This window comes from Streptomyces sp. LN549, from assembly GCF_043203805.1.
In the GTDB taxonomy this organism is placed as follows: domain Bacteria; phylum Actinomycetota; class Actinomycetes; order Streptomycetales; family Streptomycetaceae; genus Streptomyces.
Window position 1 is genome coordinate 190,940 of record NZ_JAZHRI010000002.1, and the last position, 12,872, is coordinate 203,811.

General features: G+C 70.6%; 9 protein-coding genes and 2 pseudogenes. 5 read left to right on the forward strand and 6 right to left on the reverse strand.

The features are described from left to right. Positions 1-16: 16 nt before the first annotated feature. Positions 17-1,027 carry an aldo/keto reductase gene (locus SH922_RS00935; RefSeq protein ID WP_393053388.1) on the reverse strand — a complete coding sequence of 337 codons (1,011 nt, stop codon included), beginning with the start codon at positions 1,025-1,027 and terminating at the stop codon, positions 17-19. A gap of 362 nt (positions 1,028-1,389) precedes the next feature. Here SH922_RS00935 and SH922_RS00940 point away from each other — a divergent pair, with 362 nt between their 5' ends. Continuing rightward, a complete protein-coding gene (locus SH922_RS00940; protein WP_393053391.1) occupies positions 1,390-1,791 on the forward strand; it encodes a squamosa promoter-binding protein 15 in 402 nt (133 codons plus the stop codon). A gap of 200 nt (positions 1,792-1,991) precedes the next feature. Here the strand turns inward: SH922_RS00940 and SH922_RS00945 are convergent, their stop codons facing one another. Continuing rightward, entirely contained in the window at positions 1,992-2,369 is a 378-nt protein-coding gene (locus SH922_RS00945) for a MerR family transcriptional regulator (RefSeq protein WP_393053394.1), read from the reverse strand. A gap of 115 nt (positions 2,370-2,484) precedes the next feature. On the opposite strand from SH922_RS00945, the gene SH922_RS00950 reads away from it, so the two are divergent. Further along, positions 2,485-3,558, forward strand: coding sequence for an alkene reductase (locus SH922_RS00950; protein ID WP_393053397.1), 1,074 nt, complete (start codon positions 2,485-2,487; stop codon positions 3,556-3,558). A gap of 121 nt (positions 3,559-3,679) precedes the next feature. On the opposite strand, the pseudogene SH922_RS00955 reads toward SH922_RS00950, so the two are convergent. Both SH922_RS00955 and SH922_RS00960 read right to left on the reverse strand, forming a co-directional pair. Beyond that, a pseudogene (locus tag SH922_RS00955) lies at positions 3,680-3,913 on the reverse strand (NAD(P)H-binding protein); the annotation flags it as partial. Between the two features lie 9 nt (positions 3,914-3,922). Then, positions 3,923-5,185 (reverse strand): MFS transporter, encoded by a 1,263-nt coding sequence (locus SH922_RS00960; RefSeq protein ID WP_393053400.1) that lies wholly within the window; start codon positions 5,183-5,185, stop codon positions 3,923-3,925. Positions 5,186-5,264: 79 nt separating this feature from the next. On the opposite strand from SH922_RS00960, the gene SH922_RS00965 reads away from it, so the two are divergent. Next, on the forward strand, positions 5,265-6,152 hold the full coding sequence (locus tag SH922_RS00965) for a LysR family transcriptional regulator (protein WP_393053403.1): 888 nt from the start codon (positions 5,265-5,267) through the stop codon (positions 6,150-6,152). Positions 6,153-6,520: 368 nt separating this feature from the next. Then, positions 6,521-9,895 carry a pyruvate carboxylase gene (locus SH922_RS00970; protein WP_393053406.1) on the forward strand — a complete coding sequence of 1,125 codons (3,375 nt, stop codon included), beginning with the start codon at positions 6,521-6,523 and terminating at the stop codon, positions 9,893-9,895. Between the two features lie 49 nt (positions 9,896-9,944). Here SH922_RS00970 and SH922_RS00975 read toward each other — a convergent pair. Continuing rightward, a pseudogene (locus tag SH922_RS00975) lies at positions 9,945-10,208 on the reverse strand (hypothetical protein); the annotation flags it as partial. 168 nt (positions 10,209-10,376) lie between these two features. Between SH922_RS00975 and SH922_RS00980 the strand changes: the two are divergent. After that, entirely contained in the window at positions 10,377-11,891 is a 1,515-nt protein-coding gene (locus SH922_RS00980; RefSeq protein WP_393053409.1) for a hypothetical protein, read from the forward strand. 259 nt (positions 11,892-12,150) lie between these two features. On the opposite strand, the gene SH922_RS00985 is transcribed toward SH922_RS00980, so the two are convergent. Further along, entirely contained in the window at positions 12,151-12,801 is a 651-nt protein-coding gene (locus SH922_RS00985) for a DNA-binding response regulator (protein ID WP_393053412.1), read from the reverse strand. Positions 12,802-12,872 lie beyond the last annotated feature (71 nt).

Here is a 12,872-nt window from a genome sequence, read left to right on the forward strand (position 1 = left end):
GGTGGATGAGGTCGGTTCAGCTGGTCGGCACGGGCGCGTCGCGAGCGATGATCTTCTGGTCGCGCAGGGCCTTCCAGAAGGCGTACGGAACGTCCTGGGCGAGAGCGCCGAGGTCCTCGGCGATGCGGCTGGGCCGGGTGGCGCCGGGGATGGCCGCGGCGACGGCGGGATGGGCCAGCACGAACTGGAGGGCGGCGGCCTTGATGCCGATGCCGCTCTCGTCGGCGAGTGCCTTGATACGGCCGACCTTGTCGATGACGGCGGCAGGCGCTTCGGCGTACTCGAAGTGACTGCCGCCCGCGAGGATTCCGGAACTGTAGGGCCCGCCGACGACAATGTCGACGTCCTGCGCGGCCGCGGCGGGGAGCAGTCGCTGCAAGGCTCGTTCGTGGTCGAGCAGCGTGTAGCGTCCGGCCAGCAGGAACGCGTCGGGCTGCGGCTCGTCCAGGTCCAGCGTCATCTCCAGCGGCTCGACCTTGTTGACGCCGAGACCCCATGCCTTGATGACGCCCTCGTCCTTCAGCCGTGTCAGCGCGCGGAAGGCGCCGGTACGGGCGCTCTCGTAGACGTTGACCCACTCGTCGCCGTAGAAGTCCTGGGCGACGTCGTGGACCCAGACGATGTCGAGCCGGTCCGTCCTCAGCCGCTTGAGGCTGTCCTCGACGGAGCGCAGGGTGGCGTCGGCGCTGTAGTCGTTCACGATCTTGTTGGGACGCCCGTGCTCGAACAGCGCCCCCTTCTCACCGAGTTCACGGCTCGCGGGATCCTCGACCTCGTCGAGGATGACCCGCCCGACCTTGGTCGACAGGACGAACTCGTCGCGGGGCTGCTGTGCGAGAACCTCACCCAGACGGATCTCCGCAAGGCCCGCTCCGTACAGAGGTGCGGTGTCGAAGTAGCGAATGCCCTGGTCCCACGCGGCCTGAACCGTGGCCGCGGCCTCGTCGTCGGGGATGGCGCGGAACATGTTGCCGAGGGGAGCGGTGCCGAAACCTATGCGGCCGGGCAGCAGGGAACGAATGGTCATGGGGGACCTCAATCAGGTGCTGATGGTGGGGGGTGCCGCGCGGAACAGCGATGACGCGGTAGCGCGTACGGCGGAGGCGCACGAGGGAGTGAGTGCCGGCGCCGTCCGGACGCCGGTGCCTACGTCCCGACATTACTTGCACACGCGGGTTACATGCAAGCGCGCTATATTGCCGTGCGCCTCGTCGCCCATTGAGCCACCCACACCCGGGATCCACGAGGGAAGCTCTCCCACGGGCGTCGAGGCGCCTAACTGGTCGTTTCGGAATGAGAAACGCAGGACGGTGAGAGTGCGGGCAGGCGCCTCGACCTGCGAGGAAAAGGCCAGGCATGGATGCCGGCTGTTGCAGTACAACGATCTGTATGAGCTGGGTGGCGAACGTGATGATGTCGGTTGACGTGGCCGACAGCGCGGGCGTGAAGGCGTTGAGCGAGTGGTTGCGGTCGGACGCCCCTCGTCGCACCCAACCGCAGGTCCATGGGGTCGGCTTCTTGAAGCTGCTCACCAGCCCCGAGGCGAACCAATGGGGTGGCTGGAAGCACCCTGAGTGCGAAGTGTGGGCGGGTGCCTTGAACCATGCCGACCTCGACGCTCTCAAGCAGCGAGTGTTTGAGACGTCGTGGCGCGAACCGAATCTGGTCCAACTCCTGGTGATGGATCAGGAGGAAGGGTTCTTCGGCATGTGGATGATCCGGGAAAGCGAACTGCGGCAGTTTGCACCGCTGCAGCCAGACGAGCAGGACGAGGGCTTCTGCCTGGGCTGATGAGCTGGGCCGTGACTCACACCGCCCTTCTCGCCGAACCTTACGTGTTGTTGCTCTCTGAGCCGGGTGGAGGCGGGTGCACCGTCCGTCACGGTCGAGGAAGCACAGGATTCCGCCGGTCCGCCGTGCGCCTTGAGGCGCCCCTGCCGACACCCGGCCGAGGCGGCGAATCCTGATCGCCCGTCGGCCGGGCCCGCCGGTCAGCCGGCTACCGCGGTCCCCAGTTGCTCCCGGTGCGCCCGGGCCGTCGCCACCAGTGCGTCGAGCGTGTCCCTGGTCCGCAGGAGGTCGTCGATGTGTGTGGAGAGCCGGTCGCGTTCCTGTGCCATCCGCTCGAGCGCGGAGTCGGAGTTCTCCCGGCTGGGCGCATCGACGCAGGGCAGCAGCTCGACGATGGTGCGGCTGGACAGACCTGCGGCGTAGAGGCGCTGGATGAACGCGACCCGTTCGACCTCCTCGTCCGTGTAGTGCCGCTGCCCACTGGGGCTACGGGTGCTGGCCAGCAGCCCCTGCTCCTCGTAGTAGCGCACGGACCGGATACTGACCCCGGCCCGTGACGCGAGCTCCCCGATGCGCACGAAACCCTCCCGGCTGTGTCCTGTGTCACAACGCTTGCCTCTGACATTGATGTGAGGTTTTAGCGTAACTGCACGCCCGAGGTACGGGCACCGCTGAACGCGAAGGAGTCGCGACGTGACTTCCCTTTTCACCGGCTACGGGCTCGCCGGCCTGACACTGCCCAACCGAGTGGTCATGGCGCCGATGACGCGGGTCCGGGCCGCCGCCGGCGGGCTGGCGACGCCGTCCATGGCCGCCTACTACGCCCAGCGGGCCACCGCCGGACTGATCGTGAGCGAGGGGATCCAGCCGAGCGCGGTCGGGCAGTCCAATCCCGGGACGCCGGGGCTGCACACCGATGAGCAGGTCGCCTCCTGGCGCCCCGTGACCGCCGCCGTCCACGCCAACGGCGGGCGGATCTTCGCCCAGGTCATGCACGGCGGCCGGGTCTCGCATCCCGACACCACCGGCGTGCAGCCGGTCGGGCCCTCGGCCGTCCCCGCTGTCGGTGACGTGTTCACTCCGACCGGCCCCCAGCCCGCACCGACACCCCGCGCCCTGGACACCGCCGAGGTGCCCGAGCACGCGCAGTCGTACGCCCTGGCGGCCCGCCGCGCCGTCGACGCCGGCTTCGACGGTGTGGAACTGCACGGCGCCAACGGCTATCTGATCTCGCAGTTCCTCTCGTCCAACGCCAACCTGCGCACGGACCGCTACGGCGGTCCGGTCGCCAACCGGATCCGCTTCGCCGTCGAGGCCGTCGCCGCCACCGTCGACGCGATCGGCGGTGCCAGGACCGGCATCCGGCTCTCGCCGGGCGGGACGTTCTGGGGCGTCGAGGACACCGACACCGTCGAGCTCTACACCGCGCTGCTGGCCGAACTGGCCCGCCTCGACGTGGCGTACGTACATCTTGAGGCCACCGTCGACGAAGACGCACTCCTCACCCTGCGCCGCGCATGGCCGAGCGCCCTGATCATCAACCCCACGCTTCCGATGGGGCCCAAGCAGACCGGCCGGGACGACGCCGACCACTGGCTCTCGCTGGGGGCCGACCTCATCAGCTTCGGCCGCGCCTTCATCGCCAACCCCGACCTCGTCGAGCGGCTCCGCGTCGGGCTTCCGATCGCCCCCGTCGACGAGACCACGTACTACCAGGGCGGCGATACCGGCTACCTGACCTACCCGGCCCATCAGTACGCGGCCTGACTCCCCGCACCGGCCACCCCACCGAGCGCGCCCGCTCCCGGGGGGTGGCCGGAGGCCGGCCGGAAGGTCCAAGTCCGGCCGGCAGCGCCACGGTGGTCGTGACGAGCTCCTGCTCACGGCCGGGTGCGGGGCGGGTGGCGCTGATCACGACGTCCTGGCCGGAACTCGACTCGGCCACGCCCTCGACGTGTGCCGCGTCCCCGGCACGGCCCTCGGCAGCCCCGGGCAGTGCGTGCCCCCGGGCCGGATCGCGTACCACGGCGGTGACGTGACGGCCACGTGCGAGCGCTTCGGTCACCACGCGGCCTTCCGCGTTGCCGGCCGCTGCGAAAGCGGTGATGGCGTATGACTTCAGCTCCTCGGATCAGTTGGCCGCAGTGGCCGATCGCGAGTCGTGACCTCGGTGGGCCGGGGGCTCCGGGGACTTGTTCGCCGTCCGTCCGACGGTGATGCGCTCCAGGGACCAGAGCAGAACGGTCCCGGCCGAGAGCGAGGCGCCAAGGATGCACACGCCGGTCCAGCCGTCGCGCACCCAGACCACCGAGGTCAGCGCGGACCCCACCGCACCGCCGATGAAGAAGGAGGTCATGAAGGCGGAGTTGATCCGGTTCCGGGCCTCGGGACGGAGCGCGTAGATGACGTTCTGGGTGCTGTTGAGTACCGCCTGATGAGCCAGGTCCAGCACGATGACGCCGATGAGGAGCCAGACGAGGGATCGGGCGCCGGCCGCGACAGCCGCCCAGGATGCCACCAGCAGGACCGTCCCGACGCCGGTCACGATCTGGACGTGCCCGCGGTCCGCCAGCCGCCCCGCGACCGCGGCAGTCAGCGCGCCCGCGGCACCGACCAGGCCGAAGAGGCCGATGGCCGACTCCGACCAGCCGTACGGGGATTGCACCAGCAGGAACGTCAGGGCCGTCCACAGCACGCTGAACGAAGCCAGGCTCAGAGCGCCGATACCCGCGCGCCACCGCAGCAACGGCTCGTACCGGAACATCGCCACCGTCGAGCGCAACAGCCCGGGATAGGACAGGCCTCCGCCGTCCCCGCCCAGCCGGGGCAGGAAGAGACGCAGCAGTACGGCCATCAGTGCCATCAGGACCGCGTTCACCCAGTAGACCGTCCGCCAGCCGCCCACCTCCGACAGCGCTCCCGCCACGGTGCGGGCCAGCAGGAGGCCGAGCAGCAGACCCGTCATCACCGTGCCGACCACCTTGCCGCGTTCGGCCGGGGCCGCCAGTGACACCGCGAACGGCACCATCACCTGCGCCCCCACCGAGGCCAGCGCGGTCAGGGCCGTCCCCACCAGCAGCACCGTGCCGTCGGCAGCGGTCGCCGACACCAGCAGGAACACCGCCGTCGCCGCGTAGAGCAACACTGCCAGTCGCCGGCGCTCCATCAGATCGCCGAGCGGCACCAGCAGGATCAGGCCCAGCGCGTACCCGCCCTGGGCCACCGTCACGACCAGCGCCGCCGATGTGGGCCCGAGTCCCAGCTCCCGGCCGATCAGGCCGAGCAGCGGCTGGGCGAAGTAGTTGCCGGAGACCGCCAGACCTGTCGCCACCGACATGAGCAGGAGCAGCCCGCGTGACAATCCGCCGTCCGTGCCAGATCTCATCGACTTCATGCGTTCAGCCTGGGTGACGAGCCATCAATGAGTCCAACGCATGTTTGTCATCGGACCGATCGTGAATCACGATTGGTCCATGGACCTTCAGCAGATGCGGTACGTCGTGGCAGTCGCCGAGACGAACAACTTCACCCGTGCCGCCGAGCAGTGCCTGGTCGTCCAGTCCGCGCTGAGTCACCAGATCGCCCGTCTGGAACGCGAGCTGGGTGCCAGGCTGTTCGAGCGCACCAGCCGCCGGGTCCGGCTCACGGCCGCCGGCGAGGCGTTTGTCCCCGCAGCCCGCCAGGCTCTGGCCGCCGCCGAGCGAGCGCGCGCGGAAGTGGCGGCCGCGGCCGGGGAGATCCGGGGTAGGCTCGCCATCGGCGCCATTCCCACGGTGACGGCGGTCGATCTGCCCGCTGCGCTGAAGCAGTTCCACCTGCGCCACCGGGAAGTGCGTATCGGCCTGCGCGCGGGCGCGAGCGAGGAACTGGTCGACCGGGTGCGGCAGGGCACTCTGGACGCCGCCTTCCTGGGGCTTCCCCTCGGTCAGCAGCCCAAGGGTGTCCGCGGCCGGGAGCTGGCCCGCGGTCACCTCGTCGCCGTGGTTCCGCCCGGTCACCCGCTGGCGGACCAGGATGAGGTGGACCTGGCGCGGCTCGCGGACGAGCCGTTCGTCGACTTCCCCGCGGGCACGGCCGGGCGGGCGCAGTCGGACGACGCCTTCGCCGCGGCGGGGGTACGGCGCGACGTCGCCTTCGAGGTGTCAGCCCCTGACCCCCTGGCCCGTCTGATCCGGCAGGGGCTCGGGATCGGAATGCTGCCCGCCGCCTACATGTCCGAGTTCCCCGACCTGCCCTTCGTTCGCCTCCGGGACGCACCGGCCCGGGTGGAGCACCTCGTCTGGAGCAGCTTCCGGCCGTCCCCCGCCACCACGGCCTTCCTGTCCATGTTCGGCATCACGGCAGCGGAGTCGGGCGGGTGAAGGGCGAGTGACGGGCAGGTGATGCCGGGGATTCCCCCCTCGGGGCCGTTCGAGTGCGGGCTGGTCGGCGAAGGTCTCCTTTCACCGGGCGTTTCGCCGGTGCGGAGGGCTGCCGTTCTCCGTCGCCGCATCAGAGCACGCCGGGCCGCCTCGGAGTTGCCGACGATCCGGTGTCGCGGCACGTGACGCACGCCATCCTTTGCGCCCGCGATCTCTGGGAAGGTCTCCGGTACGGTGTCGAACGCTCCGGGCCCGAGAACCACGGAGCACTTCGCCACCGCCACGTGACCACCGGATGCCGACACGCGCATCCCGTGCGACATCGCCTGTCCTGAGGCCACGCGCCCGCGACACGACTGGGGAGTTTGATGTTCGACAAGGTTTTGGTCGCCAACCGCGGGGAGATCGCGATCCGCGCGTTTCGTGCGGCGTTCGAGCTCGGAATCTCCACCGTGGCCGTGTACCCCTACGAGGACCGCAACTCCCTGCACCGGGCCAAGGCCGACGAGGCCTACCGGATCGGGGAACCCGGACATCCTGTACGGGCCTATCTCTCGGTCGACGAGGTGATCAAGGCCGCCCGGAAGGCGGGGGCGGACGCGATCTACCCGGGGTACGGCTTCCTGTCGGAGAATCCAGACCTCGCGGCCGCGTGTTCCGAGGCCGGGATCACGTTCGTCGGACCGCCGGCACCGGTACTGAACCTGACGGGGAACAAGTCCCGGGCGGTCGCGGCCGCCAAGGCGGCCGGCGTACCGGTGCTGAAGTCGTCCGAGCCCTCGGAGGACGTCGACGCACTCGTCGCGGCCTCCGACGACATCGGCTTCCCTGTCTTCGTGAAGGCCGTCGCCGGTGGCGGCGGGCGGGGGATGCGCCGGGTCGCGGAGCCGGGTGAGCTGCGCGAGGCGATCGACGCGGCCATGCGCGAGGCCCGCTCCTCGTTCGGCGACGCGACGGTCTTCCTGGAGCAGGCGGTGATCAATCCCCGCCACATCGAGGTGCAGATCCTCGCCGACGCCGAGGGCAATGTCGTCCATCTCTACGAGCGGGACTGCTCGTTGCAGCGCCGCCACCAGAAGGTCGTCGAGATCGCGCCCGCCCCGAATCTGGACCCGGACCTGCGGGACCGGATCTGCGCAGACGCCGTCGCCTTCGCGCGCCACATCGGATACGTGAACGCGGGCACCGTCGAGTTCCTCGTCGACGAGCGCGGCAACCACGTCTTCATCGAGATGAACCCGCGCATCCAGGTCGAGCACACCGTCACCGAACAGGTCACCGGACGCGACCTGGTGATCGCACAGCTGCGCATCGCCGCCGGCATGACGCTGCCCGATCTCCATCTCACGCAGGACGACATCAGCCTCAACGGCACCGCCCTGCAGTGCCGCATCACGACGGAGGACCCGGCCAACGGGTTCCGGCCGGACACCGGCACCATCTCCGCCTACCGCTCCCCCGGCGGGCCCGGCGTCCGGCTGGACGGCGGGACCGTACACACCGGCGCCGAGGTGTCGGCCCACTTCGACTCGATGCTGGTCAAACTGACCTGTCACGGGCATGACTTCACCAACGCGGCCCGCCGGGCGCGCCGGGCCATCGCGGAGTTCCGCATCCGCGGGGTGGCGACCAACCTGCCGTTCCTGGGGGCCGTGCTGGACCAGCCCGACTTCCGGGCGGGACACATCACGACCAGTTTCATCGAGGAGCACCCGGAGCTGATCCGGGCCCGCCCGTCGGCCGACCGGGGCAGCCGCATGCTGGGCTATCTCGCGGAGACCACCGTCAACCGGCCGTACGGTCCCCGGCCCGCCGTGATCGACCCCGCCGAGAAGCTGCCCGCCCTGCCGACCGGGACACCACAGGCCGGGTCGCGGCAGCGCCTCGCGGCCATCGGTCCCGAAGCCTTCGCCGCCGAACTCCGGGCCCAGTCGGCCGTCGCCGTCACCGACACCACGTTCCGTGACGCCCATCAGTCACTGCTGGCCACCCGGGTCCGTACCCGCGACCTGCTGGCCGTCGCGCCGCACGTGGCCCAGACCGTGCCACAGCTGCTGAGCATCGAGTGCTGGGGCGGGGCCACCTACGACGTGGCGCTGCGCTTCCTGGCCGAGGACCCGTGGGAGCGGCTGGCCAAGCTGCGTGAGGCCGTGCCCAACATCTGTACGCAGATGCTGCTGCGCGGTCGAAACACGGTGGGCTACACGCCGTACCCCACCGAGGTCACCGAGGCGTTCGTCGCCGAGGCCGCGGCCACCGGAATGGACATCTTCCGGATCTTCGACGCTCTCAACGACGTGTCCCAGATGCGCCCGGCAATCGACGCCGTCCGCGCCACAGGCACCTCGGTCGCCGAGGTGGCCCTCTGCTACACCGCCGACCTCTCGAACCCCGCCGAGACCCTGTACACGCTGGACTACTACCTGCGTCTCGCCGAGCAGATCGTGGAGGCGGGTGCCCATGTCCTGGCCATCAAGGACATGGCCGGGCTCTTGCGCCCGCCCGCGGCCCGCACCCTCGTCACCGCGCTGCGCGAACGGTTCGACCTGCCGGTCCACCTGCACACCCACGACACCGCGGGCGGGCAGCTCGGCACGCTGATCGCCGCGATCGACGCGGGCGCGGACGCGGTGGACGCGGCGGTAGCCTCCATGGCCGGGACCACCAGCCAGCCCCCGCTGTCGGCGTTGGTGGCCGCCACCGACCACACGGAGCGCGCGACCGGCCTCTCCCTCCAGGCGGTCGGCGACCTGGAGCCCTACTGGGAGGCGACCCGCAAGGTGTACGCCCCCTTCGAGTCCGGACTCGCCTCGCCGACCGGCCGGATCTACCACCACGAGATCCCCGGCGGACAGTTGTCCAACCTGCGCCAGCAGGCCATCGCCCTCGGTCTGGGCGACCGCTTCGAACTCATCGAGGACTGCTACGCCGCGGCCGACCGCATGCTCGGCCGGCTGGTGAAGGTGACGCCGTCATCGAAGGTGGTCGGCGACCTGGCGCTGCATCTGGTGGGCGCGGGGGTCGAGGCATCGGACTTCGAGTCGGACCCCGGCAAGTTCGACGTACCGGACTCCGTGATCGGGTTCCTGCGGGGTGAGCTGGGCGACCCGCCCGGCGGATGGCCGGAGCCCTTCCGTACCCGTGCGCTGCAGGGCCGGCCCGCCAAGGCTCAGACGCCGCACCTGTCCGAGGAGGACCTCGAAGCGCTGCGGGAGTCGCCGCGCGCGACCCTGAACCGGCTCCTGTTCCCCGGCCCGACCAAGGAGTTCAACGCCCACCGCGAGGCGTACGGGGACACGTCCGTGCTGCCGACGCAGGACTTCCTGTACGGCCTGGAGACGGAGACCGAGCACACCGTCACGCTCGATCCCGGTGTCACGCTGCTGATCGAGCTGGAGGCCATCTCCGAGGCGGACGAGCGCGGCTTCCGGAGCGTACTGGCCACCCTCAACGGGCAGTTGCGGCCGGTTTCGGTACGGGACAAGGCCGTGGCGACCGACGTGAAGGCGGCGGAGAAGGCGGACCGCGGCAACCAGGGCCATGTCGCCGCGCCGTTCGCCGGGGTCGTGACGCTGCAGGTGGAGGAGGGCGCGTCGGTGTCGGCCGGTCAGACGGTCGCGACCATCGAGGCGATGAAGATGGAGGCGTCCATCACCGCGCAGGCCGCAGGAGTGGTACGGCGGCTGGCGATCGGCAAGGTGCAGCAGGTCGAGGCCGGTGATCTGCTCATCGAGATCGCCTGACGCCACGGGCCCGCCTGTACGTCTGCGGGCGGGCCGGGCGTGCCGTCGCTCAGCTCAGCCTGGACACCGGCCCGCGCGGTGTGAACGGCAACGGGGCACCCTGCGGGATCAGGAAGGCGTGCTCGCGCCTGATCCCGCAGGTGTCGCACCGGCCGTCGGTGATGAGGAGCAGCGGGGCCGTCGGCGGGAAGTCGTGGGCTCGCTGCAACAGGCCGACGCCCGGCTGGAGTTCGACACCTCCGCGGCCACGGATCCGTACTGGCCGGCAATCTCGGCCGGGCGGCAGGCGGCCGGCGTCGTACGGTGCCGCATCGCCCTCGAGGACCGTCTCTTGCCCCTCACGCGTCGAGGGCTTCGGCACACCGGAGCAAGCCCCTCTAACGGGCCTGGTGCCGTCCCCTGTTCACGAATGGCCTTCGGGGCCTCCCTCACAGTCGAAATCCACGAGCCGTGGACCCACAGCCCAGGAATGATGCCGTCCGTGAACCATGTTCTGCACGGCCTCGCCTCCAATGCCGCTCTCCCGCCCGAGCTGGTGGACCGGCTGATCACGGTCGCGGACGCCGACGTCGCCACGGGACTCGCCCGTCGCCCGGACCTCAGCCATGCGCAGGCGGTCACCTTGGCCTCCCGCGTCGCGGAGAGCGTCGTCGAGCTCGTCCGTGCGGGCCGGTTGACCGTCGTCGACATCGATCCCCTGGCCCGGCCGGACGCCGCCCTCGCCCTGCTCGACGAGGGTTCCGGCACCCCGGAATGGGCGCGCCGGTTCGCGGCGGATCCGGTCCGTGAACATCGGGAGAGGCTGGCAGCCTGTCCCGGTCTGCCGCCCGATGTGGTGGGGATGCTGACCGTGGACCCGGACGCGCGGGTCGTAGCGGAACTTGCCCTGTGGTCCCCATCGGACGTCGCCGCCGGGCTCGCGGCGCATCCGCACGCCGAGGTGCGCCGGGCAGTGGCGGTCAACGAGGCGACACCTCCGACGGTGCTGACAGCGCTGGTCACCGGTGAGGGGTTGCCTCCCGCGCAACGGTGCCTCGTGTGCGACCGGGAGGAGACGCCGTTCGTGCACGACCGGCAATGCGGGCGTCTCGACTGCGATCTGTTGCCGGGAGCGTCGTGCGACGGCTCCCACGAGTCGACGGTGCACGACATGCGTCAGGCGGCGCTACGCAACCCGTCAACGCCCGTCGAAGTCCTCGTCGGCTTTGCCGAGCATCCTTCGATGCTGCTGCGCTGGGCCCTTGCCGCTCGCCCCGACCTGCCCGGGGAGGTGGGCGGACGGCTCGCCGAGGATCCGGTCCCGGGGGTGCGGGCGGACCTCGCAGAGAATCCCGCGATCGACCACGCCCTGATGCGGGCCCTGGCGAGCGACCGCGGCCACGACGTACAGCGCCGGCTGGCCCACAACCCGAACGTGCCGCTCGACGTACTCGTCCATCTGGCCGGTGCCACACGGATCGGCCCCACTCTGCTGCCTCGTATCGTCGCCGCATCTCCCGGCGAGGTCGAGGAGCTGGCCCGGTCGGCGGTGCCCGCCGCACGGATGCTGCTCGCTCTGCGCCGCGATCTGCCGGCCGGGATCCGCGACGCTCTGGCCGCCGACCCCGACGCGAAAGTGGTCAGAGCCGTCGCTCCGCACCCGGGTCTCTCCGAAGCACAGCTACAGGCCATGGCCGACCGTCACGGAGCTCAGGTCGCGTCCGGGGTGGCAGCCAATCCGGACGCGACTCCCCCATTGCTGGAGAGCCTGGCCCGGCACGATTCGCCGGCGAAGAGGACCCTCCGCGTGATCGCCAGGCATCCCCATGCGACCGCCCCTGCACTCCTGGCCTGCTTCTCGGACAGCAGGGCTCGGCAGGCTGCCGCCGGGCATCCGCAACTCCCGCCGCACGTCATCGTCGAGTTGCTCGCCGACCCCGACCCGCAGGTGGCGGAGGCGGCGGCAGCCAATCCGTCGCTGCCGCCGGCCGTGATGTCGGATCTGATACCCCGGTAGAGAGCGCCCGCGCCAACGGCTCGCGGGGAGCCGACGCGGGCCGCGCTCGCCGAACGCGCCGAACGCGCCGAACGCACACGAGGGTGCCGCCTCTACCCAGCCCGGGCACCGAGGTTGGCTCCGCACACGTCGGTCGGCGCCCAGGAGCGCGGTTCGGAACCCATGTCGGTCGTCGGCCAGGAGCGCGCACGCCATCGTGCAGCCGGCACCGGCGCACGCTGCGCACCCAGCTACGGCAGCGGCACCCGCTGCAGCGCTGTCAGCGGGGCAGCCTCAGCTCCCCCGCTCGCAGCCCGGCCTGGAAGCGTGATCCGGCCTCGAGGGCGGCCATCAGCTCGGCCACGCGCCGACGGTAGGTACGCAGCGAGACGCCGAGCCGTCTGGCTGCCGATTCGTCGGTGAGTCCGGAGCCAAGGGCTCTGAGGATCGCGCGGCCTTCGTCATCGAGATGGGGGACGTCGCTGCGCAGATAGGCATCGAGCTCAGCGGAGTTGTCCCAGACCGCCGAGAGCAGCGAGTGCACCCCGTCGACCATGGTCTGCGATGTCGTCACGCTGTACTCGCGGCCCGCAGGCGTCTCCCGTCCGGCAAGGATCATCACCCGCCGGTCGATGATGATCGTCTCGTGCGGCAGCGGTGCACCGCTGATCCGGACGAGAGCCCCCTTGCTCTGCACCAGCCGCAGGTGCGCGCGGGCCTCCTCGTCGACGAGCGCCACCGGGCTGAGCAGCTTGCGGGAAGTGAAGGCCGGGGAGTTCGCAGCACGCATCCGGAGCTGGATCGCGGCCCTGGCCTCCGGCTGCGACCAGGTGTCGAGGTCCCGGGCAGCACACAGGAACTCGGTGGACGCGGACGCGAAGAGATGGCCGGCACGCGCGATCAGTTCCACGTCCCCCTGGACTGAGAACATCTGTTCATTCCGCACCTCGCCAGTCTGGCAGCAACCTGCCACGAGCTCGCCGGTGTTCCTGCCTGCGGACA

What these genes read in the sequence shown, in the direction of transcription:
- SH922_RS00935 (WP_393053388.1), bottom strand. Translation starts at nt 1,027, where the DNA reads ATGACCATTCGTTCCCTGCTGCCCGGCCGCATAGGTTTCGGCACCGCT.
- SH922_RS00940 (WP_393053391.1), top strand. Translation starts at nt 1,390, where the DNA reads ATGAGCTGGGTGGCGAACGTGATGATGTCGGTTGACGTGGCCGACAGC.
- SH922_RS00960 (WP_393053400.1), bottom strand. Translation starts at nt 5,185, where the DNA reads ATGAAGTCGATGAGATCTGGCACGGACGGCGGATTGTCACGCGGGCTG.
- SH922_RS00965 (WP_393053403.1), top strand. Translation starts at nt 5,265, where the DNA reads ATGGACCTTCAGCAGATGCGGTACGTCGTGGCAGTCGCCGAGACGAAC.
- SH922_RS00970 (WP_393053406.1), top strand. Translation starts at nt 6,521, where the DNA reads ATGTTCGACAAGGTTTTGGTCGCCAACCGCGGGGAGATCGCGATCCGC.
- SH922_RS00985 (WP_393053412.1), bottom strand. Translation starts at nt 12,801, where the DNA reads ATGTTCTCAGTCCAGGGGGACGTGGAACTGATCGCGCGTGCCGGCCAT.